The organism is Pseudoalteromonas sp. S3260 (genome assembly GCF_005886925.1).
In the GTDB taxonomy this organism is placed as follows: Bacteria; Pseudomonadota; Gammaproteobacteria; order Enterobacterales; family Alteromonadaceae; genus Pseudoalteromonas; species Pseudoalteromonas tetraodonis.
The window spans coordinates 16475-42658 of the sequence record NZ_PNCV01000086.1 but is presented as its reverse complement, the minus strand read 5'-3'; the positions used below and the strand labels follow the sequence as shown (position 1 = coordinate 42658).

27 protein-coding genes are annotated in these 26184 nt (G+C 41.3%); 3 read left to right on the top strand and 24 right to left on the bottom strand.

Translation table 11 applies throughout. The features are described 5' to 3' along the window. Positions 1-140 precede the first annotated feature (140 nt). Complete coding sequence (locus CWC14_RS14530) at positions 141-1556, top strand: IS4 family transposase (protein WP_138563560.1); 1416 nt, start codon at positions 141-143, stop codon at positions 1554-1556. Between the two features lie 203 nt (positions 1557-1759). Here CWC14_RS14530 and CWC14_RS14525 read toward each other — a convergent pair whose 3' ends face one another. From CWC14_RS14525 to ccmA, 10 genes are read right to left on the bottom strand one after another with little or no spacing between them, the layout of a single operon-like run. After that, complete coding sequence (locus CWC14_RS14525; RefSeq protein ID WP_008112252.1) at positions 1760-2491, bottom strand: MlaA family lipoprotein; 732 nt, start codon at positions 2489-2491, stop codon at positions 1760-1762. Between the two features lie 9 nt (positions 2492-2500). Continuing rightward, a complete protein-coding gene (gene ccmI, locus CWC14_RS14520; protein WP_138563558.1) occupies positions 2501-3757 on the bottom strand; it encodes a c-type cytochrome biogenesis protein CcmI in 1257 nt (418 codons plus the stop codon). Further along, a complete protein-coding gene (locus tag CWC14_RS14515) occupies positions 3758-4219 on the bottom strand; it encodes a cytochrome c-type biogenesis protein (RefSeq protein ID WP_013465536.1) in 462 nt (153 codons plus the stop codon). Beyond that, the gene (locus tag CWC14_RS14510) at positions 4216-4788 is read right to left on the bottom strand and encodes a DsbE family thiol:disulfide interchange protein (protein ID WP_013465537.1); all 573 of its coding nucleotides are present in this window, start codon (positions 4786-4788) and stop codon (positions 4216-4218) included. Before CWC14_RS14510 ends, CWC14_RS14515 begins: the two co-directional genes overlap by 4 nt. Beyond that, positions 4785-6746 carry a heme lyase CcmF/NrfE family subunit gene (locus CWC14_RS14505; RefSeq protein ID WP_013465538.1) on the bottom strand — a complete coding sequence of 654 codons (1962 nt, stop codon included), beginning with the start codon at positions 6744-6746 and terminating at the stop codon, positions 4785-4787. The genes CWC14_RS14510 and CWC14_RS14505 overlap by 4 nt, the downstream gene beginning before the upstream one ends. Before the next feature lies 1 nt (position 6747). Then, complete coding sequence (ccmE, locus tag CWC14_RS14500) at positions 6748-7227, bottom strand: cytochrome c maturation protein CcmE (protein WP_008465420.1); 480 nt, start codon at positions 7225-7227, stop codon at positions 6748-6750. Further along, the gene (ccmD, locus tag CWC14_RS14495) at positions 7224-7427 is read right to left on the bottom strand and encodes a heme exporter protein CcmD (protein ID WP_008112240.1); all 204 of its coding nucleotides are present in this window, start codon (positions 7425-7427) and stop codon (positions 7224-7226) included. The genes ccmE and ccmD overlap by 4 nt, the downstream gene beginning before the upstream one ends. Positions 7428-7429: 2 nt before the next feature. Further along, complete coding sequence (locus tag CWC14_RS14490; protein ID WP_036933067.1) at positions 7430-8167, bottom strand: heme ABC transporter permease; 738 nt, start codon at positions 8165-8167, stop codon at positions 7430-7432. A 1-nt stretch (position 8168) separates the two neighbouring features. Beyond that, entirely contained in the window at positions 8169-8855 is a 687-nt protein-coding gene (gene ccmB / locus CWC14_RS14485; protein ID WP_090494420.1) for a heme exporter protein CcmB, read from the bottom strand. Further along, positions 8855-9475 carry a cytochrome c biogenesis heme-transporting ATPase CcmA gene (gene ccmA / locus CWC14_RS14480; protein ID WP_076920609.1) on the bottom strand — a complete coding sequence of 207 codons (621 nt, stop codon included), beginning with the start codon at positions 9473-9475 and terminating at the stop codon, positions 8855-8857. Before ccmA ends, ccmB begins: the two co-directional genes overlap by 1 nt. Before the next feature lie 113 nt (positions 9476-9588). Here ccmA and fliK point away from each other — a divergent pair, with 113 nt between their 5' ends. Then, positions 9589-11754, top strand: coding sequence for a flagellar hook-length control protein FliK (fliK, locus tag CWC14_RS14475; RefSeq protein WP_138563556.1), 2166 nt, complete (start codon positions 9589-9591; stop codon positions 11752-11754). Positions 11755-11756: 2 nt separating this feature from the next. Next, on the top strand, positions 11757-12065 hold the full coding sequence (locus tag CWC14_RS14470; RefSeq protein ID WP_138563554.1) for an EscU/YscU/HrcU family type III secretion system export apparatus switch protein: 309 nt from the start codon (positions 11757-11759) through the stop codon (positions 12063-12065). Positions 12066-12092: 27 nt separating this feature from the next. Here CWC14_RS14470 and CWC14_RS14465 read toward each other — a convergent pair whose 3' ends face one another. From CWC14_RS14465 to flhA, 14 genes are read right to left on the bottom strand one after another with little or no spacing between them, the layout of a single operon-like run. Beyond that, a complete protein-coding gene (locus tag CWC14_RS14465) occupies positions 12093-12494 on the bottom strand; it encodes a DUF2802 domain-containing protein (RefSeq protein WP_036981774.1) in 402 nt (133 codons plus the stop codon). An 18-nt stretch (positions 12495-12512) separates the two neighbouring features. Then, the gene (locus tag CWC14_RS14460) at positions 12513-13010 is read right to left on the bottom strand and encodes a chemotaxis protein CheW (protein WP_008112225.1); all 498 of its coding nucleotides are present in this window, start codon (positions 13008-13010) and stop codon (positions 12513-12515) included. Between the two features lie 21 nt (positions 13011-13031). After that, positions 13032-13754 carry a chemotaxis protein CheW gene (locus CWC14_RS14455; protein WP_138563552.1) on the bottom strand — a complete coding sequence of 241 codons (723 nt, stop codon included), beginning with the start codon at positions 13752-13754 and terminating at the stop codon, positions 13032-13034. Between the two features lie 3 nt (positions 13755-13757). Further along, complete coding sequence (locus tag CWC14_RS14450; protein WP_008112222.1) at positions 13758-14528, bottom strand: ParA family protein; 771 nt, start codon at positions 14526-14528, stop codon at positions 13758-13760. Between the two features lie 12 nt (positions 14529-14540). Further along, entirely contained in the window at positions 14541-15503 is a 963-nt protein-coding gene (locus tag CWC14_RS14445; protein ID WP_138563550.1) for a flagellar motor protein MotB, read from the bottom strand. 5 nt (positions 15504-15508) lie between these two features. After that, the gene (locus CWC14_RS14440) at positions 15509-16273 is read right to left on the bottom strand and encodes a flagellar motor protein (protein WP_028833993.1); all 765 of its coding nucleotides are present in this window, start codon (positions 16271-16273) and stop codon (positions 15509-15511) included. Next, on the bottom strand, positions 16266-17417 hold the full coding sequence (locus CWC14_RS14435; protein ID WP_138563548.1) for a protein-glutamate methylesterase/protein-glutamine glutaminase: 1152 nt from the start codon (positions 17415-17417) through the stop codon (positions 16266-16268). The genes CWC14_RS14440 and CWC14_RS14435 overlap by 8 nt, the downstream gene beginning before the upstream one ends. 53 nt (positions 17418-17470) lie before the next feature. Further along, on the bottom strand, positions 17471-19687 hold the full coding sequence (locus CWC14_RS14430) for a chemotaxis protein CheA (RefSeq protein ID WP_138563546.1): 2217 nt from the start codon (positions 19685-19687) through the stop codon (positions 17471-17473). 14 nt (positions 19688-19701) lie between these two features. Continuing rightward, positions 19702-20475 carry a protein phosphatase CheZ gene (locus tag CWC14_RS14425; protein ID WP_054201713.1) on the bottom strand — a complete coding sequence of 258 codons (774 nt, stop codon included), beginning with the start codon at positions 20473-20475 and terminating at the stop codon, positions 19702-19704. A 16-nt stretch (positions 20476-20491) separates the two neighbouring features. Then, positions 20492-20875 carry a chemotaxis response regulator CheY gene (gene cheY, locus CWC14_RS14420; RefSeq protein ID WP_008112210.1) on the bottom strand — a complete coding sequence of 128 codons (384 nt, stop codon included), beginning with the start codon at positions 20873-20875 and terminating at the stop codon, positions 20492-20494. A gap of 40 nt (positions 20876-20915) precedes the next feature. After that, the gene (locus CWC14_RS14415; RefSeq protein ID WP_138563544.1) at positions 20916-21626 is read right to left on the bottom strand and encodes an RNA polymerase sigma factor FliA; all 711 of its coding nucleotides are present in this window, start codon (positions 21624-21626) and stop codon (positions 20916-20918) included. A gap of 26 nt (positions 21627-21652) precedes the next feature. Then, on the bottom strand, positions 21653-22510 hold the full coding sequence (locus tag CWC14_RS14410) for a MinD/ParA family ATP-binding protein (protein ID WP_138563542.1): 858 nt from the start codon (positions 22508-22510) through the stop codon (positions 21653-21655). After that, the gene (gene flhF, locus CWC14_RS14405; RefSeq protein WP_138563540.1) at positions 22503-23993 is read right to left on the bottom strand and encodes a flagellar biosynthesis GTPase FlhF; all 1491 of its coding nucleotides are present in this window, start codon (positions 23991-23993) and stop codon (positions 22503-22505) included. The genes CWC14_RS14410 and flhF overlap by 8 nt, the downstream gene beginning before the upstream one ends. A gap of 21 nt (positions 23994-24014) precedes the next feature. After that, a complete protein-coding gene (gene flhA / locus CWC14_RS14400; protein WP_138563538.1) occupies positions 24015-26123 on the bottom strand; it encodes a flagellar biosynthesis protein FlhA in 2109 nt (702 codons plus the stop codon). Positions 26124-26184 lie beyond the last annotated feature (61 nt).

Genomic DNA, 26184 nt, shown 5'->3' with positions numbered 1-26184 from the left:
GGCGCTGCCCTTCGGGTTCTGTCTAGGAGCGATTTACTCTTTGTTGCCTACATGGATGTAGGTCTGTCTCTTATACACAAGTCTTTGAATATCGATAAATCTGTGATCTAATCGATCATCATCACTCATAGATTTATCGTATGCACATAAACACTTCTGAAGAATGGGCTCAATTAATTTTTGGTAATGCTAATTTAGGAGATCCGAGACGCACCCGACGATTAGCTCTACTAGCAAGCGATATGGCTGAGAATGCAGACAGCTCAATTGTTAAGGCTTCTGATACACCCGCAAAAATTGAAGCCGCTTATCGTTTCATTAGAAATGAGAAAATATCCCCTCAAGCGATTGCCGATTCGGGGTTCTCACAAACGAGTGAAGCGGTAAAGCAGTTGCCTTTGGTTCTCGCTATCCAAGATACGACAGGATTGACATTTAAACACAGTGTTTGCAAAGAATTAGGCGATGTGAACTGTGCAAATACATTAGGAAAACCATCAAAAACAAGAACGCTATATGCGCATTCAACTTTAGCAATTGATGCAGATACGGAGCACGTTATTGGTTTACTCGACCAATACTATTGGTTTAGGAAATCAAAGGTTAAAGGGACTAAAGATCAACAACAGCAACGCCCTTACGAAGAGAAAGAAAGCTATCGCTGGCAACAAACATTAATGGATATAAAAAAACGTACAGGTGAATTATCAAATATACTTAACATCTGCGACAGAGAAGCTGACATTTATGAGTACATGACTTACCAAAAAGATGAAGGGCATCGATTTTTAGTCAGAGCAAAAGAAAATAGAAAATTAATAGAGCCTCAATGCAATCTCAACCAGTTAATAGAAACAGCGCAGGGTCAGTGTTGTTACACTATTAATATAGCGCAACGTGCGGGAAGAAAAGCGCGTCAGGCCCGAATTACATTGAGCTATCAACCTATAACACTCGCCAAGCCTAAGCGAGTTCAAGGGCAAGAATCACCGACATTGAGTGTTAATGTCATTGTCTGTCAGGAAAAAGAAAGCACGCAAAAAAATCCATTATGTTGGATTTTATATACGACAGAGCCCGTAAACACAGCAAAAGATGCCCAGAAATTAGTAAGATACTATGAACTTCGCTGGCGTGTAGAGGAGTTTCATAAAACATGGAAAACAGATGGAACCGAAGTAGAAGATTTACGTTTGCAGCACAGTGATAATATTTTACGAATTGCGATCATTAAAGCGTTTATTGCTGTCAGGTTATTACAGCTGCAAAATATGGCGCAAAGGAGTGAATTAGACAAAGAAGTGAGATGTACAGCTTGTGTTAAAGAGATGACGTGGAAATTACTATGGGCAAAGGTTGAAAAGGATGTGTTGCCGGATAAAGTACCGTCTCTTCATTGGCTATACTATAGTTTAGCGAAATTGGGAGGGTGGTATGACAGTAAAAGAAATGGTCGAGTTGGCGTAAAAGCACTCTGGCAGGGGTGGTTGAAATTAGCAGAAATGGTCGAATCTGCCGAATTGTTAATATCAATTCAGCAGACAGAAAAGTTGTGATCAAGAGACAGGGATGTAGGTAAGGGGCGTGAGCAGGACGCGGAAGCTTTGCTCGGTTTTTACTTAGCCCACTAGGTTACAAATCTCGCGCCGCGATTAAACCGCTCCTAGTTTGAACAAATTGTAATCCGCAAAGGTCAACAGACCCTAGTAATTAATAACTAAAAATAAAACGCCAGCATTTGCTGGCGTTTTTATTTTTATCAAAGGCTTTCTAAGAAATCTTCGTCAAAATCTTCAGGCTCTTCTTTTATTGGCGGATTGCCATCGTAGAGTTCATATAACTGACGCTGAAAGTAAATGTCTTTAACAAACAGGTATGGGTCTAATGAATCATTTAATAAACCCTCTTGAGCCATTAAAGACGCCCTTGCCTCAACCGCCTTTAACGCAAACACTAAAATTGTTTGTGGTGTAGTCAGTGCAATTTTAGGTAAAACCACATTATCAACAACATCACCGGTTAAGTTACGTGCAGTTGATGGCCCCATTGCCGGGATCATTAAATAGGCACCATCGCCTACTCCCCACACACCTAAGGTTTGGCCAAAATCTTCATCAGTTACTTCAAGCCCTAACGAACTTGCAACGTCAAATAAGCCAAACACTCCCACCGTAGAATTCACTAAAAAGCGCGCAAAATTAATTCCGGCACTGCTTGGCTTTCCTTGCAGACCCGCATTAATAATATCAACCGGTGCTGTAATATTATCGGTAAAATGCACAATACTTCGACGCACAGGCTGTGGGGTTACTGTTATATAACCCACTGCCGCAGGCCTTAAAATATAAGCATCAAGTACGTCCATATTAAAGTCATAAATAGGTCTGTTTACACTTTGTATGGGATCGCGCTCATCATATTTACTCTCAGGCACTTGAGCACAACCCGATAACGTGAGTAAACATAATAAAAGTAAGCCTTGTTTTAACATCTCAAATCCTTAAGGTATTAATGTATCAATGTTCAGTTGCACTTGGCGCACCTCTTTAGAAGCAAGCACTTGAGAATGCCCTTCAAGCTCCCCAGTGCTTGGCATAACTGAATCATCATTAGAGATACGCGCAGAAATGATAATTTCACTCGCACTCGATAAGTTTAGCCCTGCCATCATGGCATTAGCATCGCTCAGCTCAACCGTAATTGGAAAGCTATAGTCTGTTAGTTTGACCACGGCTAAAGGCATCGGTGATCCCTTAGCCGCTTTAGCAAACACAAACAAAATACCGTTATTGGGCTGTTTGTCTGCAAGTTGGCTATCGATATCAACGGTAACTTGAATACTTTGAGCCGCTAACTGATCGCCACTGGTTGCCACGTTTTGCTGAGCAATTTGTAGATCGATTTCGCTAATACGTTGGTTGATCATAGCATAGCGCGTATCAGACTCATCCATACTTGCAAGTAACACCTCAAACGCTGCCTTTGCCTGTAGCCAGTCTTTTCTCTCAAAGGCGATCAGTGCAAGTAACGAAATCGCATCAAGGTTATTTGGTTGAGCTTGCAGTACTTTAGAAAGCATACCCGCTGCACGAGTCATGTTCTCTTCACTGCCCTCAAGTAATAGCACCTGAGAGTAGCTAACAAGCGCCTGCATATTATCAGGGTTTATTTTTAATGTTTTATCAAATGACTGTTTCGCCATATCAAATTCATTTAGCATTAAAGCAACACGCCCTAACAACATCCAAGCGACTTCATCATCACCGCTTTGGCTTAACTTAGTACGCAGTGCTAGGGCAAACGCTTGTAACTCATTTTTAGTTAATGGCTCGCCCTTTTGCATTACGGCGCGCTGACCATAATCGGCCAAGTTATCCATTGCATCATGCCAAGCTGCAATTTGTTGCTGGCTGCCTGTCATTGCATAAAAAATACCTGCTAATGCAATTAAAAACGACGCCCCTGTTAAAGCAAATATACGATTGTCACCACGGCTATTTAGTGACTTCTCCGGCGATAATTCATTAAGTAAACGGCGTTTTAATTCAATAATAGCTTCGCTGTGATTTTGCGAGTCTATACGTTGATTATCTAAATCTGCCTGTAATTCAACTAAACGCTGTTCATAAATGCTGATAAGCTGTGCATTGGCGTTGTGGGTGATGGTTACTATGCGCTCTTTTTTTAAAAAAGGCACAATAATAAACAGCAATGCAATGAGTGTGAGTAAAGCAAAAGACGCCCACATTAAAATCATTTAACTTTGCTCCTGATGTTTATTTTGTTTAATCAGCTTATTGAGCATCACTTCATCAGCGTCACTCCAAGTTTGTTTTACCGACGCTTTACGTTGGCGAATCACAATAAAGCCAAACCCAATTATTACGATGAGTACCGGAAGTACCCACAGTATTAACGTGGCAGGTGTTACCGGTGGATCGTAATGAACAAAATAGCCATATCGATCAATCATGTAATCAATAACTTCATCTTTGGTTTTGCCATCTTTTACCAACGCCAGCACTCGCTCGCGCAAGTCTTTTGCGACAACAGCATCAGAGTCAGCAATATTCTGATTTTGACACTTCGGGCAACGTAATTCTTTTGTTAGCTCTTCAAAGCGAACAGCTTGCTCGTTGCTATCAAATTGATAACGGTCTTGCTGAGCAAACGCAGCTACACTAACAAACAAGCTAAGGGTTAATAAAAACAATCTCATGGCTGCAGCTCCTGCATAATAGGCGCAAACTTAGCACGCCAAACTCGAGGGTTTATATCACCAGTGTGATGTAACAAAATGGTGCCATTTTTATCTACTAAAAATGTCTCTGGTGCACCGGACACCCCTAAATCTAAAGACAATGAACGTTCTAAATCTAAAATATTAAATTGATAAGGGTCGCCCGCACGTGAAAGCATATTACTCACATCATCACGCAGCGCTTGCATATCAAATGGGCCATCAAAATCGGCGTCGTAACTTTGTACATAATACAAGCCGATAATTTTAACCCCTTGCTCGCGTAGCTTAGTTAAATAGCCAAGCTCAGCTAAACACGTCGGACACCATGTGCCCCAAACGTTTAGCAAATACACGTCACCCTTTAGCTGCTCATCAGTCCAACGTTTATCGTCTTGCATTAAATCAGGTAAATTAAACGCAGGCACCGTTTGACCAATTCGCCCTGTTTGTATTTCCCGCGGGTTGGCAAACAACCCTTGGTATAAAAACACACAGATAAAGATAAAAATTAATAAAGGGGCAATTGCGATAAGTTTACGGTTCATACTGCCCCCTCTATTTCATCTTTTCGCGGTGAGGCGCGATAGCGCTTATCGAATAAAATCACAAAACCAGCGAGTGAGATCAGAATACCGCCAATCCACATCCAACGTACAAACGGCTTATGGTAAATACGTAATGACCATGCCCCTTCACTTAGTTGCTCACCAAGCGCAAGATATAAATCACGAGTGAATCCGGCATCAATAGCGGCTTCGGTCATAAATTGCATACCAATATCGTAACGACGCTTTTCTGCATATAAACGCGTTACAGTGTCATTCCCTTTTAATACCGTCACGACACCTGCATGACCACTGTAGTTTGCACCACGAATAGTCTTCACACCTTCAAAGCGGTATTGATACTGATTTAGCTGTACGCTATCACCAGGCTTCATTGATACATCACGCTCAACTGAATACGCCGAGGTGAGTGTAATGCCCGCTATAACAAAGGCTAAACCAACATGCCCCAGCACCATTGCCCAATAGCTTAAACCTAAGCGCTTTATACCGAGTTTAAGCGAGCCATGAACCGCTGCTTTGGTATATAAATCAATAAAAGTGGCAACAAATATCCATACACCTAGCGTGGTTGCTAAAAGTGTTAATGGAGTCACTACCTCATAGCTACTAAATAACCACGCACAGGTAATGATAATACTGACTAATGCGCCTACAAATATTTTATTTTGTAAAAAGGCCCACTTATTTTGCTTCCAACGCAGGAAAGGCCCAATGCCCATTAAAATAGCAAATGGCACCAGTAAAATAGCAAACATTTTATTAAAGAAAGGTTCGCCAATTGAAATACTGCCTAGCCCCATTTCCTTGTGCACCATAGGTAATAATGTACCTAACAGTACAATTAACGTAGCAACCACTAAGAAAATATTGTTTAACCAAAGTGCCACTTCACGCGATACAAATTTATAACGCCCTTCACTTTTAACTTGTGAGACACGCAAGCCATATAACGCTAAACCGCCGCCAACAACTACGGCCAAAAAGCCAAGAATAAATAAGCCACGATCAGGGTCTGTTGCAAAGGCATGCACCGAAACAATAATTCCTGAGCGAACGATAAAGGTGCCTAGTAAACTTAATGAAAATGCCGCAATAGCCAGTAACACTGTCCATGATTTAAATACGCCACGTTTTTCAGTCACACTTAAAGAGTGCAGTAACGCGGTTGCGACTAACCATGGCATGAGTGATGCATTTTCAACAGGATCCCAGAACCACCAGCCGCCCCAGCCTAGCTCTGAATAGGCCCACCAACTACCTATGGTGATACCTAAGGTTAAAAAGCCCCATGCCGTCATTGTCCATGGGCGTGACCATTTTGCCCAGGTGTTATCAAGCTTGCCGGTTAACAACGCGGCAATAGCAAAGGCAAAAGCAACAGAAAGACCGACATACCCCATATAAAGTAATGGAGGGTGAATGATCATCCCTGGGTCTTGTAATAATGGATTTAAATCGCGTCCCTCAACAGGGAAATAGGGCAGTAAACGTTCAAACGGACTTGAAAGTAGCAAGGTGTACATCATAAATCCGACACCTAAAAAGCCAAGCACACCTAATACGCGAGCACGAAGTACCCAAGGCAGTGACTTTGAACGCACAGCAACAACGGCGGTCCAACCGGCCTGCATTAATAACCACAGTAAAATAGCGCCTTCATGGCCACCCCATGTTGAGGTTATTTTATAATACCAAGGCAAGGTGCTACTTGAGTGATACGCTACATAAGATACGGTAAAATCATCAGTTAAGCTGGCATAAATAAGCGCAGCAAAAGACAAAGCAACAAATGCAAACTGACCAATAGCAAGTGATGGCGCAGCGCGCATCAAACGAAGGTTTCCTGTGTGTGCACCCCAAAGTGGGAAAATACACAACAGAATACTCAGTACCATGGCCAATGTTAGGGAAAAATAACCAAGTTCTGGGATCATATTAGCTCCCACTATCTAAATTGTATTTTGGTTTCTCGTGCTTAATTCCTTTTACTGCCTCGGCAACCTCGGCTGGCATATATTCTTCATCATGTTTAGCCAGTACTTCAAACGCTTCAATGACGTTAGGTTCAACTAGCACACCTTGTGCAACAATTCCTTGCCCTTCACGAAATAGATCAGGCAAAATTCCTTGATAACGCACCGTGACCAATGGGCCAGTATCAATCAACTTAAAGCTTACCTGTAAGCTTTGCTCATTTCTTTGCACTGTACCAGGGACAACCATACCGCCAATGCGGAGCTTTTGTCCTATATGAGGCTTTTCTTTATTCGGGCCTTTACCATCAATTAATTCACTGGGGGTGTAAAACAAATTAATGTTTTCTTGTAAGGCGTACAACACTAAACCAATTGATCCACCAATACCAAAGAGTACGGCAATAATAACCAAAAGGCGTTTTTTACGTCTAGGGTTCACGAGGTTTGCTCCTGCTTAGAATTTTTAATTCGAGTTTCACGCGCAATTTGCTGCTCTACCGACGCTAAAATTTGTTTTTTGTCGCGTAACGAGCTAAATAAAATGCCTAATAAAATTAATGCGCATGTACCAAAAGAAAGCCATACATAAAAGCCATAGCCTCCCATTGCAATAAAATCTGAAAACGAGTCAAACTGCATAATTACCCCTTAGTTAACAACTGTCGCACCCATGGGCGGTGCTTTTCACGGTGTAAAATTTCATTTTTAAGACGAATTAAAGTCACAGTACCAACAAACGCGGCAAAGGCTAAAATATTAATCATTAACGGCCAAAACATACTTGGATCTACCGCGTCACGGTTAAACTTAGTGATGCTTGCCCCTTGATGCAGGGTATTCCACCATTCCACCGAAAAGTGAATGATAGGCAAGTTAATAACCCCAACAATAGCTAAAATAGACGCGGCGCGACCGGCTGATTTTTTATCTTCAAAGGCATGGTACAAAGACAACACCCCTAGATATAAAAATAACAAAATGAGTTCAGAGGTCAGTCGTGCATCCCATACCCACCAAGCACCCCACATAGGTTTACCCCACGCAGCACCGGTGATTAAGGCTATTGCGGTCATGCAGGCACCTACGGGTGCTATTGCAATCACCGCAAGCTCTGCATTGCGTAATTGCCATACAAGCGCAACAATGGCTGCAATCGCCATTGATGAATAGGCGCCCATAGATAAAATAGCGGAGGGCACGTGAATAAAAATAATACGGTAACTGTCTTTTTGTTGGTAATCGGCAGGAGCAAAACCTAATCCCCATATCCAACCAACAACCATACTAATAACCGTTACTACTGCAAAATATGGCAGTAGAGTATTGCATAATTGATATGCTCGCTCTGCTTTCGCATACGGATGTAACCACTTCCACATATTAACTTACACTCACTTTTAATGCTGATGATATGGCAATTGGCGCACTGATAGTCGCAACGACTAACATCGCACCAAGGATTGCAAGCTGACCACTGTAATCCAGCGACATAGTGCTGGTATCAATAGCGGAAGTTGCAAAAATTAAAACCGGAATATATAAAGGCAAAACGAGCAGACTCATTAAAATGCCGCCTTTTTGTAATCCCACAGTCAAGCCCGCCCCTATTGCGCCTATGAAGCTCAATAAAGGCGTACCCAATAATAGCGTTAATAACGTAGCCATTAGGGCCGTCGTATCTAAATTTAGTAGTAAAGCAAATAAAGGAGTCATTAGCACTAACGGGAGGCCGGTGATCACCCAGTGTGCGGCTACTTTGCCCAGTACCGTTAATGATAATGGGTATGACGAAGCAATGAGCTGCTCCAAAGAGCCGTCGTGGTAATCATCTCTAAACAGTTTATCAAGGCCAAGCATGGTCGATAATAAAGCCGCAACCCAAATAATGCCCGGTGCCATCCTTGATAACAAGCCTGGCTCAGGCCCTATGGCTAATGGAAACAACGAGATAACAATTAAAAAAAACAAGATAGGATTAACTATTTCAGCGCGCTGACGAAAAGCGAGCTTAACGTCTTTGCTAAATACCGCGACAAATAACTGCCAATATGAATGCTGTCGTATCATTAGTGGCGGTACTCCAAAGTCAACGTTTGTAAGTCACTAAAGTGGGTGGTTAAATCTTGGTGTGTTGTTAACAAAATAGCGCCCCCCTTTGATAAGTGCTCAGTAAAACGTTGCTGTAAAAAGGCAACCCCGCTTTTATCTAGCGCCGTGAAAGGTTCATCTAAAATCCATAACTTCGCTTCAGATAACCATAATCGAACGAGTGCCACCCGCCGCTGTTGACCCGCAGATAACATTCTTACAGGCACATCTTCCAGCCCCACTAAACCTAACTTACTTAATAAAGGGTATAAGTCAGGAGTATCAACATAACCATTAATAGCCAACCAATGTGCTACATTTTCAAGTGCACTAAGTTGTACGTTAACACCGGTTTTATGGCCTATAAATAATAAGTCTCTGGCATATTCGTCATAATATTTTTTGATAGATTGATTTAGGTATAAAATATCACCTTCATCCGGCAGCGAAAAACCAGCAATAATGCGCAGTAATGATGTTTTACCAGCCCCATTAGGGCCAGCTAACTGCATGATTTGACCGCTTTTAAGGCTAAAATTAAGTTCATCAAACAAACAACGCTCTTGCTTGATACAAGTAACGGACTTAATGTGTAACAAGATGACGATTCTCTCTGCCAAAAATTAGCCGTAAGTCTACCATAATGATAGGGTAATACGAATATTGCTTTAGAATCGATTTACTTAAAATAAAGAAAACTTGATATAAAATAATGAATACACCAACGCACATTACAGTGACTAACCCACAGGTTAGTAATCAAACAACCGATTCGGGTAAAACTGCGTTACCAATACTGCCGCCTGAAGTACTAGCAGCAAAAAACATTCAGTTTTCTAAAGATTCAGTGACGCTTGATGTGTTTATGAATAAGCATTGGCAAACGATTCGCCTTGGGACAACTGAGACATTCACAAACGTTGAAAAAATAGCAAGTGCTAACATACAGTTAAGTGCAGATGGTAAAAGCTTAACCATCATCCCTAACAATACAACGTTAACAATTAAACAACCGGCTCAGTTGCAACGATTTTTAAATTTTATAAACACCCAAAGTGATATTCAAAACAGTCCACTATCACTTCAGGTGGTATTACAACCCACACCAAAGTTGGTCATTGAAAAATTTAATGCCAGTATTGCTATTAATAAACACGTTGCACAATTACTCGCAGATGAGCCTTTAATAAAGGGGATGATTGAAACGGATAGCAAAGGTACACGACTTAATATTATTAACCGTTTTGCTGATATAGTACATTCACAGCCACTAAACCAAGCCAAACTAACACAGTTGCTTGCCAGTAATTTAACCTCTGCTCAACTTCATGCTATGCCTAAGTTTGCTGTATTAAGCCCAAACTCTTTTAAAGACTCATTAACTATTAACCTAAGTCATCGACAATTAAGTGAACTACCTACCATCCCGACTAAGGTAAACATTACCCACCAAGCAGATAAATTACTGATCAAAACCGCTTACCACACTATGACTGTGAGCCTTAAAAACTCATTTAGTAAACCGTTTAATGAGATGCTCTCTTTGCAACAGTCGCAAGGCCTAATTAATCCCTCGCCAAGTAAACAGCATCCGCTCAGCACGATAAACAGTCCCATACAATCATGGTTAAAAAGCAGTTTTGCTGATTTTAAAACACGTATTTTAGATGCGGTAAAGTACTTTGAAAGCAAGCCATTTACGACCTCGGTAAGCTCATCTCAAAAACCAGAATTTACAGGCAATGCTCAGCAAAAATGGCTCACCCCAATGCAAAAAATTGACATGACACAATTAAAAAACGTGTCAAATTTAGCGCCGCCCCTAATGCAATTTACCCAGCAAATAAAATCAAGCGTTTCTATGTGGCAACAACAACCGTTAGCAGCACACGCTTTATCTCCTTTAGTGACTCCTTTTTCATCCTCACCAACTAACGCGGCTACATTTGGCCAGAGCTTACAGCCTTTAGAAAAACTCTTATTAGCGACGGTTTTAAAACACAGTCCAAACACCTCAATAGAACAAAAAGATGCGACCAACCAAATAGTAAGCAGCCAACTTAATACCATTACAAGCAAACTGACTGATCAAGGAACCGATTTAAACCGTTTAGTTAATCAGGCTTTTAATCGCATGTTGTCAGATAGTAATTTGCACCCAGCAACCATACAGCGCGAAATACTCAGCACCATAAAGCCCACACAACTTCAAAGCGACATCTTACAAAGCTCGTTTAATAGAGGTGTTGAACAGCTTTCATTAAGCATTTTAGCCGCGCCTATCATTAACCAAAATCCAAGTGCGGTGAGTATTAATAATCAAACGGGTTTAGAAGCTTTACTGCAGGTTTTATTACCGACGTTTAAAGTGGGTAATAGCGCCAATAAATTGTTGGAACAATTACAGCAACCACAAGTACAAGCATTAGCAGGTGAATTAACCCAAATTAAAAATACATTAAGTCAAGTACAAACGCCTGCTATTAGCCAACAACCTGACACAAACGCCTTAGTGCAATTTTTATTGCCTATGAAACTGCCACCAGAGGCGGCACAAACAGAAATATCGTTAGGACAATATAAAAAACCAAACAATGACAAATTAGCGGATAAAAACGTGTGGTTTGTAAGATTAAATTTTGATTATGCTGAACTAGGTAAGCTGCAAATAACCGCAGAGTTGATGGACAAAGCATTAGATTGTCAGTTATTAGCGTCCACTCAAGCTGTGAGCGCGTTGGCTCATCCACACCTTGATAATTTACGCTCAAAACTAGCAAAACAGGGCTTACAAGTGGGTGAGCTTAAACTAAAACGAGCGGATGACAACCATCAAGCATTTTACCAATCGCATGCCATTATAAATATTAAGGTTTAGCCATGACGGATTCATTTAAAAACAATTCAGCAATTGGACTGCTCTACGAAACGGGTAATTCACCCACCGTAAGCGCTAAAGGGTTTGGAGAATTGGCGGATGAAATTATTGCCCTAGCTAAAGATAAAGGTATTTTAATCCATCAGGATGAAGCACTTGCAAATACACTTTCGAAATTAGAGCTTGGCGAAGAGATCTCTAAAGAGCTTTACTTTGTTATTGCTGAACTGATTGCTTTTTCATATGTGGTAAGAGGGAAATTCCCGCCCGGATGGCGGGACTTTCAAGGAAAGCTCAATATAAAAGCATGAGCCAATATGATAAAAACAAAAAAGGCGCTAAGCGCCTTTTTGTTTATGTAAAGAAAATAACAGCTCTGCTTCGGCGCGGGGTAATTCACACTCGCGAATAACCTCATCTAAATCAGCTCCTAGCTCAACCATTTTTACTGCACGAGAGTATATTTTAGCATCGGGGTCATCGTATTTTTGAGCTGCTTGTTGCTGTATCAGCTCTTGGTTTTGTTGTTCTACCTCAAGCAAACGCTTACCAATACTCAGTAAACCGGTTCGCAACTCTGACACTTCGCTACGTAAAATATTAATCTGCTCTGATGAATCTTTAAACTGTTGTAATTGCGCGCCAAGCTCACTCGCATAGCGCTTTTTAAACATCACAATTAAAAGCAGCGAGAGTAGCCCAAAAACTAAACCCGCAATAGCAATACCAAGTAATAACATAGTTTTATGTAGAGAAGCTTATATATCGCTTAACTCATCCCATTCGTCATCACTAAGTAGTTTATTTAAATCAACCAGAATAAGTAACTCATTGTCGCGGTTACATACACCTTGAATAAATTTAGCACTTTCCTCTGTACCTACATTTGGCGCACTGTCAATTTCAGAGCTACGTAGGTAAACAACCTCAGAAACGCTATCGGCTAAAATGCCAATCACTTGCTCTTCTGCTTCAATAATTAAAATACGTGAATTATCCGTCGCTTCAATATCAGGTAAACCAAAACGAGAGCGAGTATCAATAACGGTAACAACATTACCACGTAAGTTAATAATACCAATCACATACGAAGGCGCTCCTGGTACAGGAGCAATCTCGGTGTAACGCAGTATTTCTTGCACTTGCATTACATTTACGCCATAAGTTTCATCTTCTAGCTTGAACGTAACCCACTGCAAAATCTCATCATTATTATCTGCATTTTTCTTAGCTGACAGTAATTTATCTTCACTCATGCTCTTACCTCGTAATGGTCATTACTTGTGACGGCTATCTAAGCCTTTCTCTAATAGTGCGTTTAAATTATTAACATCTATTAAAGCACACATTTTTTCTTTAATTACTCCAGCAAGCCATGGGCGCTTACTGTTATTTGTACGCCATTTTACATCTTCTTTACTCAATGTAATGTTATTTATTAGTTTTTCTGCTAATAAACCCCATTGGCTATCACCTAAAGTGATGAGGTATTGATAATTTAAAGATGCCTCTAACTGCTCATCGTACTTTTCAGGCACAACCCAGCGAGCGGTATCAACAACATTGAGCTTTTCTTCTCGGTTGATCATAACCCCTTTAAACCACTTAGGCTTGCCAAATAAATGATTTACTTCTCCAAGCTCATGAATACCACCTAAGGCTTTTAGCGGCACCGCTAAAGTAAGCCCTGCCACTTCAAAAAACAGCGCTTGAAACTCACCATCAAAGTAGTCAGCTTCACCACCTACAGCCACCTCTTGCTCAGGCACGACGTGTTGCTTTTGGAGAGTGTCAATTTCTACATTCGATACTTGCTTATTAAGCTTTTCAACTTCAACAACAGGCTCAACTATTACTGGTTGTTCTTTTTGCTCTTCATACGTTACCTGCTCAAGCAGTTTAGCAACAGGCTCAAGGTCTTTTGTTGGTTCGTCATCAGATAATAACGCCCCTAAGTACTGAGTGACTACTTTTTCATTAGCAAATAATTGCTTACTCATTTATTAACCTTGTTTTATTAAATATTTAAGTAATGCTTTATAAGCATAGACTCCACGCGCATTTGGGCAAAAATCTACCGGTACTTTTTGCGCTAAACTTGCATCTCTAAATTTAGTATCAACTGGAATAACGCCTGGCCATACTTTTTCTTTATACGTTTCTTGTAGTGTTTTATAGGCCTCAAGCGATGCTTTGGTTCGTTTATCATACATAGTTGGAATTATAGTATATTCATAGCTTTTCGCTTGAGAGGTTTGCATTAATTCCATAGTACGCATCATTCTATCGAGCCCTTTAAGCGCCAAGAACTCAGTTTGCACCGGCACTAACACTCTTTCACAGGCGGCAAGCGCATTGACCATCAGCACACCTAAAACAGGTGGGCAATCTAAAATTGCGTAATCGTAATACTCGCTAATTTTAGCCAGTGTTTTTTTTAAAATCAGGCCCATTCCCGTTTTATTACCCATGCTACGGTCAAGTGTCGCGATCGCCATAGTTGCAGGTAAAATATCTAGGTTTTCAATTGTTGAGGGGCATAATGCTTGCAGTATTTCTTCACTTTTCATACTCGAGCCGCGAGTAAAAATATCGTAAACACTGACCTCTAAATCTTCTGAATCAATACCAAAGTAATAGGTTAGTGAAGCATGAGGATCTGTATCAATCAATAACACGCGCTTGCCTTGAAGCGCAAGGATCCCTGCAAGGCTAACCGCTGTAGTGGTTTTGCCTACTCCCCCTTTTTGATTGGCTACTGTCCAAACTTTCACATTACATCCTAATTACTGTTCGTTGCGCGTGGTAACACGGATGCCACCATGCTCTAAACGAATTATTTTTATTGTATCGTCTTGGGCAGGTAGCTCAATTTCTGGCTGACTTTGCTCTGATACTGAAATTGATGATTTCGTTTGTTCATCAGAGGGCTCTGGTGCTAAACCATATTTAGAAAGTGCAATCACGACTTTACGGTTTTCAGCACGCCCAGCTTCGGTATTATTATCGGCAAAGGGCGAGTATTGGCCATACCCCTCAATGGCCATGCGCGCGGATTCAATGCCCAAACGCTCTAGCTCAACCAATATTGAGGTTGCACGCGCCACTGATAACTCCCAATTAGAACGAAATATTTCATTTCGTATGGTTTCGTTATCTGTATACCCGCGTACTCTTATATAGTTATCGACTGATGCGATGATTGCTTCAATTTTTTTTACAATCTCTTTGGCCTTGTTATGTGCAACAGCACTACCACTGGCAAACAACAATCCGGAATTGAGCTCAATAACCAACCAGTCTTGGCTTAGTTCTAAGCTAGCCTCGCCACTGCTTATCTCATCAATCAGCGACGATTGTAATTTAGCCAATAAACTATCCAGCGGCTTACCTAAGTGGCGTTGACTAATATTGCTATTGTCACTTTGACCATCGAGTAACATTGGGCCTTGCTCTTGCTCTTGAATACTTTCGCCATAGAGTATTTCAGCCTCAGGGGTCACCCTTTCAAGCAATAAAGCATCACCATTTACCCCGTTACCCTGCTGAGAATATTGTTTTGCAGACTTATCAAAAACATGCTCAAGAGAATCAGATAAAACCTTGATGTTGTCTTCTTTGTTTATCGCAATTGCATACAATACAACAAAAAATGCAAACATTATGGTCATATAATCCGCATAAGAAACTAACCAACGCTCAGTATGTTGGCTCTTTAATTGGTGATGACGTAAGCGACGGCGTAACATAGGCGCTAATGGGCCTGTAAAATTGGACGTTCAACGCGGTAGGCTTCAAGCTTTAGTTCAATATTAATAGGGCTCTCACCTTGGCTAATAGCAATTACACCTTCCGCTAACATTTCGTGATAAAGCATCTTTTGTTCAACCCGTTGCTTTAGCTTATTGGCCATAGGTAAAAATAATAAATTAGCCAAACCAACACCATATATAGTTGCAATGAACGCGGTGGCAATACCCGTTCCTAACTGCTCAGGATCGTTAATAAATGACATGGCTTGAATAAGCCCAAGTACCGCACCTAAAATACCAATAGTTGGGCTATACCCACCCATTGCTTCATATACCCGGCTAGCCTCAAGTAATCGTTCTCGCTCAAGTAATAAGTCAATCTCGAGGGTATCGCGTAGTTTTTGCTCTGAACAGCCATCAACTAATAAACTCAGTCCTTTGGCGGCATAGGGATCTGAATGCGCAAGTGCTTCGTTTTCTAATGCTAAATACCCTTCTTGACGGGCTTTATGCGACCAACGTTTTACTTGCTCAATAGCATCTTCAATATCATGGTCGTCGGTAACAAAAACCCAATGAGTAATACTAAGCATTTTTTTAAATGTATTGGCTGATGTTTGTAGCATCACCGCACCTAATGTACCACCTAATACAATAATTAGTGCAGGCCCATTAAACAGCGCAGATACCACACCTCCCTCTAAAGAATAACCGATTGCAATAGCACCTAATGCAACCAGTAATCCTAAAACAGAAAGCTTATCCACAGCCAACCTCTCTTTTTAAGCGTGCAGCCACATCATGAAGGCTAATGCTTTCGCTTGCTAAACCTGCACTGGCTATCGCCTGAGGCATACCATAGACAACACAGCTTTTTTCATCCTGAGCCCAAATTGTAGCGCCAGTTTGCTTAAGCATGCGAGCACCATCACGACCATCTGCACCCATGCCTGTCAAAATAATGGCAAGTACATCTCCTTGATACGCTTTGGCCGCACTGGCAAAGGTAATATCAACACTTGGTTTATAGTTTACTCGTTCATTTTTATCTTCAAACACACGAAGGGTTCTATTAGAGGCACGTCCTTCTACCATCATTTGCTGGCCACCTGGCGCTAAATAAGCGCACCCAGGTTGCAATCTATCACCTTGCTGCGCTTCTTTTACCTTAATCTTACACAAGCCATCTAAGCGAGTAGCAAAGGCCGGGGTAAATGCAGCAGGCATATGCTGTATAAGTAAAATAGGGTGTGGAAAATTAGCAGGTAATTGCGTCAAAATAGTTTGCAGTGCAACCGGCCCACCTGTGGATGTACCAATAGCAACTAACTGATACTGCTTACCACTGGCACGCGCTGAGGCACTGCTGCTAGTAGGTGCAGGACTCGCATTATTAAAGCTACGATCAGGTTGAACTATCGGCTTTTTAGCAAGGTTAGAAAAGCGCTCAGAGCTGTTTGACGCTGGTTTACTAATACTTGGAGATGGGGCCGTTCTCGTAATTCTTCCAATACGCTGGCGGCCCATTTCCTTAACCTTATTTTGCAATAACTTAATTGCATCATCGTTATTACGAGCAATATCTTCAAACTTTTTCGGTAAAAAGTCCATCGCGCCGGCATCAAGTGCATCTAAGGTGGCAGATGCGCCTGCGCGTGTTAACGAGGAGAACATTAAAATAGGAGTTGGGTTACTCGCCATGATCTCTTTCACAGCACTAATACCATCAAGCACCGGCATTTCAACATCCATGGTGATCACGTCAGGTCGTAATTGAGCTGTTTTATCGACAGCTTCTCGACCATTTACAGCGAAACCAATAACTTCAATGCCGCTGTCTTGTTCAAGAATTTCACTCACTCTGCGGCGAAAAAAGCTTGAATCATCAACTACTAAAACTTTAACAGCCATTTCGCTCTCTTATTCAATGAATGGGTAGGCATAAAATATATGCCTACTTTTAATTATCCAGCGTAATGCTTTAACATACTTGGCACATCTAATATCAGTGCAATGCCGCCATCAGAGGTGATTGTTGCACCTGCCATACCAGGCGTACCTTGAAGTAATGCGTCTAAAGGCTTAATTACCACTTCCTCTTGACCAATAAGCGAGTCAACAACGAAACCCACTTTTTGAGTTCCTATTTGTACAATAACCACATGACCTTGTGCTTTTCGCTGACCTCTATCGGCCCCTTTTATGAGCCAATGTTCAAGGTAGAATAACGGAATCGATTTTTTACGAACAATAATCGTTAGCTGGCCATCAACCACATTAGTTTTTGTTAAATCTAAGTGGAATATTTCACTTACACCCGCCAGCGGCAACGCAAAGGTTTGTTCGCCTACCACTACCATTAAGGTAGGCAGTATTGCCAGTGTCAGTGGTACTTTAATCTCTAAAGTAGTCCCTACGCCCATTTCTGATTTTATGTTAACCGAGCCATTGAGCTGAGTGATTTTTGTTTTAACCACATCCATACCAACACCACGGCCAGAAATATCTGAGATCTCTTCTTTAGTTGAAAAACCAGGTGCAAAAATAAGGTTATACGCTTCAGTATCAGAAAGACGACTCGCTTGGTCGTGATCAAGCACCCCTTTACTAATCGCAATCTTTTTAAGCTTTTCAGCATCCATACCGGCACCATCATCTTGGATGGTAAGCAGGATATGGTCGCCTTGCTGAGACGCTGATAAAGTAACAGTACCGGTTCTAGGTTTACCCGATGCTTCACGAACATCTGGCATTTCAATACCATGATCCACTGAGTTGCGCACTAAATGCACGAGTGGATCTGCCAATGCTTCCACTAAATTTTTATCTAAATCGGTGTCTTCACCAACAAGTAATAAATTAATATCTTTTTGCAGCGTTCGTGCTAAATCTCGTACTACACGGGGGAAACGGCCAAACACTTTTTTAATTGGCTGCATTCGTGTTTGCATTACCGCACCTTGGATATCAGCAGTCACTACATCTAAATTAGAAATAGCTTTACCCATAGCCTCGCTGTCAGAGTTTGTTGCCAAGCTTACCAAACGATTTCGCACAAGTACCAATTCACCAACCATGTTCATTATTTGGTCTAAACGTTTGGTATCAACACGTACTGTTGTCTCCGCCGGTGGAGGCGCTGCTTTTTTAGGCGGCGCTGCCTTAGCTGCTTGTGCCGCAGGAGCAGGCTTAGCTGGCTCTGGTTTAGGCTGTGGCTTAGCTGCAGCAACTGGTTCTGGCTTTTTAGCTGCCACTGGTTCTGGTTTACTTTCTGGAGCCGATGTTTCTAACGATTTAGGTGCACCTTTGCCATGAAGTTCATCTAGCAAAGCTTCAAATTCATCGTCACTTATTTCATCATCGCTCGCGCTTTGCTCGTTACTTGGTGAAGCCACAGGAGCCGATGGTGCTTGCTGTGGTGTGCTTGGGGCGTTTTGAGTGACTTCGCCAAAACTACCAACACCATGAAGCTCATCTAATAAGCTATCAAATTCATCGTCAGTTATATCGCCACTGACATCATTATCACTTGATGAGGACTGTTCTTCTTGTGGAGCTTGACCTTTACCATGTAACTCATCAAGTAAGCTTTCGAATTCATCTTCAGTTATTTCATCAATCTGAGAGTCTGAGCTACTGCTATCTGGGCCGCTAAATAATTCATCAAAAGCAAACGGATCTTCTTCCGCATCATTGCTTGGCTGCTCAGCTACAGGTTCAGGTTCTACCGAGGGAGTTTCAACAGGGGCTGTGTCTTCAACTACAGAATCGCCAGCAAGCTCTTCTGCCGTCGGTGGTTGTCCAAGTTTATGAAGGACTGCAAGTAACTCTGGATCAGCAGGTTCTGGTTGGTCACGATTTTTAATTGTGGCAAACATTTCATTAATGGTGTCGAGTGCTTGTAAAATTACATCCATTAATTCAGAGTTAACTGTTCTTACACCTTGGCGCAATAAATCAAACACGTTTTCAGCACCATGACATGCATCAACAAGCTCTGTCATTGCCAAAAAGCCGGCGCCACCTTTTACAGTGTGGAAACCACGAAATATTGCGTTTAGTAGTTCAGTATCACCTGGGTTGTTTTCCAGTTCTACTAACTGTTCAGATAAAAGCTCAAGGATTTCTCCGGCCTCTACTAAAAAGTCTTGTAAAATATCTTCATCGACTTCAAAGCTCATGCAGCACTCTCCTATTAGAAGCCCAAACTTGATAATAGATCATCAACTTCATCTTGATCAGATACAACATCATTACGCGATTCTTTATCAATAATAGGCCCTTCTGGGCCTGCTAGTGTTTGTGCAACAATGGAATCTTCTGTTTCTTCTGGTTGTTCGGTCAGTTGTGCTGGCTCAACTTCACCTTGTGCTGCAAATGCAGTTAACAAGTGGATTAAGCTTTCTTCAACTTCACGCACAAGTTCAATAACACGACGAATAACCTGACCAGTTAAATCTTGATAGTCTTGAGCCATCAATACATTGGTCATCAACATTTGCAACTCATCAGTTTTATGATGAGAGCTGTTCATAAACTTATCAATACTATGACAAAGTGATTTAAACTCACCAAGCTCTATTTCGCGGTTCATTAAGCGATCCCACGTTGGCTTGATATCAGCTATTTCGTCAGCGATTTCTTGTGCTAATGGTAAGCTTGCTTCAACCGCATCCATTGTCTTATTGGCTGCGTTTTCTGTCATTTCCATGACATAGTTAAGGCGTTTTTTTGCGTCAGGGATGGCATCAGTGGTAATGTCTGTTAAACGCGTGTCTAACTCGAAACTCTTTAAAGCTTCGTGCAGTTGACGCGTCAACTTACCCACCTCAGCAAATAGCTGTGATTGCTCTTGTGAAGCTGTTTCTAAAATTAACTGATTCGCTTTATCTTGCTCACCATTTTCTAAAAAAACCACTAACTGGCGAGCTTGTTCTAAAGTAATCTGAGGCGCAGCAGGTGCTGACATAAGCCTCTCCCTCTCATTAACCTAAGCGTTCGAACACTTTTTCTAATTTAGTTTTCAATGTACCTGCAGTAAATGGTTTAACAATATAGCCATTAACACCTGCTTGGGCCGCAGCAATTATTTGTTCTTTTTTAGCTTCTGCTGTAACCATTAAAACAGGAATATGCTTTAATTTTTCATCAGCTCGAATTGCCCTTAAAAGATCAATACCTTGCATGCCTGGCATATTCCAATCTGTTACAACAAAATCAAACGCTTGATTTTGCAACATAGGCAAAGCAGTTGAGCCGTCATCTGCTTCTTGAACATTGGTAAAACCTAAATCGCGCAACAGGTTTTTAATAATACGTCTCATTGTTGAGAAATCATCAACAACAAGAATTTTAATGTTTTTATCCAAAACATCCTCCAGTGAGGCCTGAACCTTTATTTACTTACTTCTAGTTTATCCAGTCATTGATTTTTGCTTTAAGCTTAATCATCGCCTGACCATGTATCTGACTTACACGCGATTCACTTACATCGAGTATATGCCCAATTTCTTTTAAATTCATCTCATCGTTGTAGTACAAAGAAAGCACCATTGCATCTTTTTCAGGTAACGACTTTATTGCACTGAGTAAAGACTCATTAAACCGTTCATTTTTAACATTATTGAACGGTTTGTCTAGTGCTAAATCTTGGCTATGAGGTGTAATCACATCATCATCTATACCAAGGTCTTCAATGCCTAACACTTTGCTTACATTTACATCGTTTAAAATATGATGGTACTCATTTAGCGAAATTTCAAGTTTTTCAGCAACTTCACTATCTTTAGGTTCACGGTTTAAACTGTTCTCAAGCGCAACAATAGTCTCTGCAACCAAACGGCTTTTTCTGTGAACTGAACGTGGAACCCAATCGCCTCGGCGCATTTCGTCTATCATCGCACCACGAATACGAATACCAGCAAAGGTTTCAAAGCTTGCGCCTTTGCTTGCATCAAAGTTTTTTGAAGCTTCAATTAAACCAATCATACCCGATTGAATTAAATCATCTAGCTGCACACTGGCCGGTAAACGAGCAATTAAATGGCACGCCACTTTCTTGACTAACGAGGCATGCTTTTCAACAATCATATTTAAACTCTGTGTTGACTGATATCCCATAGCTCTATTCACCGGTATTGTTATTATTATTTACTAACTAGCTTCTCAATAAAAAACTCTAAATGACCCGAGGCTTGACTAGGTGTTGGCCACTTAGTAATTTTTGTCGCCAGTGTTTTAAAAGCAATCGCAGCAGGAGATCCTGGAAAAACTTCAACTATCACTTTTTGGCGACGCGTTGATTTGCGCATATTCTCATCATAAGGAACTGTTGCAACCAGCTCCATTGATATATCTAAAAATCGGTCGGTTACTTTTGAAAGTTTAGCAAATAATTCCTGCCCTTCACGTAAGCTACGCACCATGTTGGCAACAATTTTAAATTTGTATACGCCGTGCTCACGGCTCAGTACTTTAATGAGCGCATAGGCATCGGTAATTGATGTTGGCTCATCACATACCACCACAACCACATCCTGTGCGGCACGAGAAAAGCTCAATACCATGTCAGAAATACCCGCAGCGGTATCAACAATTAAAATATCAAAATCAGTGTTAAGCTCGCTAAATGCACGAATAAGTCCAGCGTGCTCTGAGGGTGATAACTCAACCATACTTTGCGAACCCGATGTTGCAGGTACTATTTTTACACCTGCAGGGCCTTCAACTAAAATATCTTCAAGTTCACACTCACCTGATAAAACATGAGATAAATTGCGCTCTACACGCAGTCCAAGCATAACATCACAATTAGCTAACCCTAAATCAGCATCTAAAACCAGCACTCGTTTGCCTTGTTGGCCTAGCGCGATTGCCGTGTTAAGGGATACGTTTGTTTTACCTACTCCACCTTTGCCGCCGGTGACAGCGATAACTTTTACGCCGTTATTATTGTTGCTCATTTTGCGAAGGCCGCTTGCTTGATCTAAAACTGTGTTAATCATACATCTCTACTGTGCTCGACGCCACTGATTGGTGTCGTGATTGTTGTGCTTTTATTCTTTTCAAATACAATTGCTCAGCTTTTTTTACTAGTTTTTCGGCATTTGCCACTCTAATATCTTCTGGTACTCGCTGGCCGTTAGTAAGATACCCTATTGGGAGACGATTTTGAATCGCAATACTAATAATCTCACCTAAACTCAATGACTCATCTAACTTAGTAAAAATACATCCACTTAGCTGTACTTTTTTAAAATGCCTTACTGTTTCTTGTAATACGTTAATTTGTGCTGTAGCACTTAATACTAAATAACTACGTATATCTACACGCTGATTACGCATTAAGGTATTAAGCTGCTCAGTTAAACGCAAATCTCGCTGACTCATTCCTGCTGTATCAATTAAAACTAGGCGTTTATTTCGTAAATGGTATAAAACTTCTGCTAATTCATTTGCATCTTTAACTTGTTTAACGCCACAACCTATAATACGACCATACGTTGCTAGCTGCTCATAAGCACCAATACGGTAGGTATCAGTCGTAATAAGCGCTACTTTATCGGCACCGTATTTTTGTGCACCCAATGCTGCCAGTTTTGCAACTGTGGTGGTTTTACCTACCCCTGTTGGGCCTACTAGTGCATAAACACCACCTTGGCGAAGAATTTCGTTGTTAGTGGTTTGCATTTGATCTTCAACCATATTCAATAAGGCTTTCCAACCTTGTTGGCGAGATACATCGTCGGGTACAAAGCATGCCATTTGCTCAGCAACCTCTTTATCTATCCCCATACCCACTAAACGGTCAATCATGCATGCACGGGTTGGATCGCGACGTGCCATATCTTGTTGCATTAAACCTGATACTTGATGTTCTAGTAATTGACGAATTGCGTTCATTTCTTCGCGCATAGTGCTTATATCACTCGACTCGTTTTGCATAGTTTGCTGACGAGGTGCACTCGGTGAGTCTAAATCGTCAAAACCACTGTCTAAATCATCAAAACCCAAGCTATCAGCTTGAGTACGAGGACGTGCAGGTGCGCTTGGTTCACGCTCAAACATATTTTTAGGTCGAGATTGCACAGGCTCTTGTTCTTGATAGTGACCAGAAGTGTCAATGCCAGAGTGTGAAAACATTGACGCAAGCTCTGCTGAACGAGGACGGGGAGATTGACGTTCTAATAAAGCTTGTAAACTATCAGCTACCTTTGCTTGTGGCTTAGGTTGAGCACGTTGTGGTTCTGGTTTAACAAAATTATGTGAGCTTTGCTCAGTATGTGCAAATGAAGCGCTTGCAGCAGGTTGGCTTTGAGTCTGCTCTGGCGGTTTTGTCGCTGCTTTGTCGTAATCAACTGCAGCAACAATTTCAACGCCATTAGCTAGTTTTTTATTTGACATAATAACCGCATCAACACCCAACTCTTCTTTGACTTCTTTTAGTGCAGTGCGCATGTCTTTAGCAAAAAAACGTTTAATTTTCATAATTCAAACCCCTTTAAAATCTTATTGTTGGCCTACAGAGCTGACAATCTTGATCTGTCTTTCATCTGGTATCTCTTGATAAGACATCACCCGCAATCCTGGAATGGTGTATTTAACAAATCGAGATAACACAGTGCGTAACATTCCTGACGTTAGCAATATTGAAGGTTCACCGGCCATTTCTTGATTTTGATGCGCTTCATTCAATGATGTTTGAAGTCTATCAGCAAGCCCTGGTTCTATTCCGGCACCTTCATCACCTGCATTTTGAAGTGACTGATGCAACATCTGTTCCAACTCAGGCGCCAAGGTTATGACAGGGATTTCAGAAGACATACCAACAGCATCTTGAACGATTAATCTACGCAACGATATTCTCACTGCAGCCGTTAATACATCTGGGTCTTGGCTACGAGGGCCATACTCAACAAGGGTTTGAACAATTGAGCGCATATCTCGTATTGCTACCCCTTCATTTAATAAATTTTGTAGTACTTTAACGATGGTGGTTAGTGGTAATACCTCAGGTACTAGCCCTTCAACTAAGCGAGGGTGACTTTTACCTAACATATCTAATAAGTTTTGTACTTCTTCATGTCCGAGTAATAATGCGGCGCTATTAGTGAGTAACTGACTAATATGAGTGGCCACCACGGTAGCCGAATCAACCACCGTGTAACCTAAAGACTGTGCTTCATCTTTTTGATCAGGTTTTATCCAAACTGCATCTAAACCAAACGCAGGATCTTTAGTTTCAATTCCTTTTAACGGGCCAAATACTTGGCCTGGGTTAATCGCTAATTCATCACCATGTTTAAGCTCACCCTCACCACTTGATACACCCATCATGGTTATGCGGTATGCATTTGGGTCGAGTTCTAGATTATCGCGTATATGCACCGGCGGCACTAAAAAGCCCAGCTCTTGAGATAGTTTTTTACGCACTCCTTTAATACGGTTTAACAGCTCGCCACCTTGTGATTGGTCAACGAGAGGAATGAGTCGGTAACCGACTTCTAGACCAATAACATCAACTTGTTGAACATCATCCCAACCCAGTTCTTTTTGCTCTTGTTTAACCGCAATTCCGGTACCTGAGGCGGCATTTTCGGCTTCTTCTGCTTCTGCAGCGGCTAATTTCAGTTTATTTTGCTGAGTATAGTATGCAAGGTAACCTAAAAGCGCCCCTAAGCTTAAAAATGCAAGGTGTGGCATACCTGGGACTAAGCCCATAGTAATAAGGATACCTGAGGCAATAAATAACGACTTTTCGTTACCTAATTGCTTCTTAAACTGATCGCCCATGTTGTGCGATTCATTTTGACGGGTTACAACAATTGCAGTACCAATTGAAAGTAGTAATGAAGGTAATTGCGCGACTAAGCCATCACCAATGGTCAATAGTGTGTACACTTCCATAGCACGTGAAAAGCTCAAGTCATGCTGGATCATGCCAACAAATAAACCACCCACAATATTGATCACTAAAATGACTATGCCAGCAATAGCATCGCCTTTTACAAATTTACTAGCACCATCCATAGAACCATAAAAGTCAGCTTCACGGGTTACTTCCTCACGACGTTCTCTGGCTTGCTCGGCACTGATAAAACCGGCATTCATATCTGCATCTATGGCCATTTGCTTACCTGGCATAGCATCTAGAGTAAAACGCGCTGATACTTCTGAAATACGACCAGCACCTTTGGTGATTACCACAAAGTTAATGATGATCAGAATTAAAAACACCACCAAGCCCACGGCGTAGTTACCACCGATTACCACTGAACCAAATGCTTCAATGACTTTACCTGCGGCATCCCCACCGTTATGGCCCTCAAGCAGTACCACCCGGGTACTGGCCACATTGAGTGCTAAGCGCATTATGGTTGCAATTAACAGCACGGCTGGGAACATACCAAACTCAAGCGGTTTCATGGTGTATACAGTGACCAGTAATACAACTAACGCAAGCGCGATATTAAACGAAAATAATATATCAAGCAGGAATGGAGGCAGTGGTAAAATAACCATACCCAGCGCAGCCAACACCAAAAGCGGTGTACCAACGCCCTTCGCATATTCTTTTTTATCTTTATTAAGTTGTTGTAATACCGCTTTAAATTCCATAACTCTACAATTTCAAAAAATTGACACTACGCTGAAATTGCAATAACTATTCCAAGTTAGT

Excerpts from the sequence above, each read along its gene's own strand:
- ccmD (WP_008112240.1), bottom strand. The coding sequence starts at position 7,427 with ATGCAGTTTGACTCGTTTTCAGATTTTATTGCAATGGGAGGCTATGGC.
- fliK (WP_138563556.1), top strand. The coding sequence starts at position 9,589 with ATGAATACACCAACGCACATTACAGTGACTAACCCACAGGTTAGTAAT.
- CWC14_RS14445 (WP_138563550.1), bottom strand. The coding sequence starts at position 15,503 with ATGTTACGCCGTCGCTTACGTCATCACCAATTAAAGAGCCAACATACT.
- CWC14_RS14470 (WP_138563554.1), top strand. The coding sequence starts at position 11,757 with ATGACGGATTCATTTAAAAACAATTCAGCAATTGGACTGCTCTACGAA.
- CWC14_RS14510 (WP_013465537.1), bottom strand. The coding sequence starts at position 4,788 with ATGAACCGTAAACTTATCGCAATTGCCCCTTTATTAATTTTTATCTTT.
- ccmI (WP_138563558.1), bottom strand. The coding sequence starts at position 3,757 with ATGATTTTAATGTGGGCGTCTTTTGCTTTACTCACACTCATTGCATTG.
- CWC14_RS14415 (WP_138563544.1), bottom strand. The coding sequence starts at position 21,626 with ATGGGATATCAGTCAACACAGAGTTTAAATATGATTGTTGAAAAGCAT.
- CWC14_RS14465 (WP_036981774.1), bottom strand. The coding sequence starts at position 12,494 with ATGTTATTACTTGGTATTGCTATTGCGGGTTTAGTTTTTGGGCTACTC.
- CWC14_RS14490 (WP_036933067.1), bottom strand. The coding sequence starts at position 8,167 with ATGTGGAAGTGGTTACATCCGTATGCGAAAGCAGAGCGAGCATATCAA.
- CWC14_RS14425 (WP_054201713.1), bottom strand. The coding sequence starts at position 20,475 with ATGTCAGCACCTGCTGCGCCTCAGATTACTTTAGAACAAGCTCGCCAG.
- CWC14_RS14455 (WP_138563552.1), bottom strand. The coding sequence starts at position 13,754 with ATGAGTAAGCAATTATTTGCTAATGAAAAAGTAGTCACTCAGTACTTA.
- CWC14_RS14515 (WP_013465536.1), bottom strand. The coding sequence starts at position 4,219 with ATGAGATTGTTTTTATTAACCCTTAGCTTGTTTGTTAGTGTAGCTGCG.
- CWC14_RS14460 (WP_008112225.1), bottom strand. The coding sequence starts at position 13,010 with ATGAGTGAAGATAAATTACTGTCAGCTAAGAAAAATGCAGATAATAAT.
- CWC14_RS14525 (WP_008112252.1), bottom strand. The coding sequence starts at position 2,491 with ATGTTAAAACAAGGCTTACTTTTATTATGTTTACTCACGTTATCGGGT.
- flhF (WP_138563540.1), bottom strand. The coding sequence starts at position 23,993 with ATGAAAATTAAACGTTTTTTTGCTAAAGACATGCGCACTGCACTAAAA.
- CWC14_RS14530 (WP_138563560.1), top strand. The coding sequence starts at position 141 with ATGCACATAAACACTTCTGAAGAATGGGCTCAATTAATTTTTGGTAAT.
- CWC14_RS14505 (WP_013465538.1), bottom strand. The coding sequence starts at position 6,746 with ATGATCCCAGAACTTGGTTATTTTTCCCTAACATTGGCCATGGTACTG.
- flhA (WP_138563538.1), bottom strand. The coding sequence starts at position 26,123 with ATGGAATTTAAAGCGGTATTACAACAACTTAATAAAGATAAAAAAGAA.
- CWC14_RS14410 (WP_138563542.1), bottom strand. The coding sequence starts at position 22,510 with ATGATTAACACAGTTTTAGATCAAGCAAGCGGCCTTCGCAAAATGAGC.
- CWC14_RS14435 (WP_138563548.1), bottom strand. The coding sequence starts at position 17,417 with ATGGCTGTTAAAGTTTTAGTAGTTGATGATTCAAGCTTTTTTCGCCGC.
- CWC14_RS14430 (WP_138563546.1), bottom strand. The coding sequence starts at position 19,687 with ATGAGCTTTGAAGTCGATGAAGATATTTTACAAGACTTTTTAGTAGAG.
- ccmB (WP_090494420.1), bottom strand. The coding sequence starts at position 8,855 with ATGATACGACAGCATTCATATTGGCAGTTATTTGTCGCGGTATTTAGC.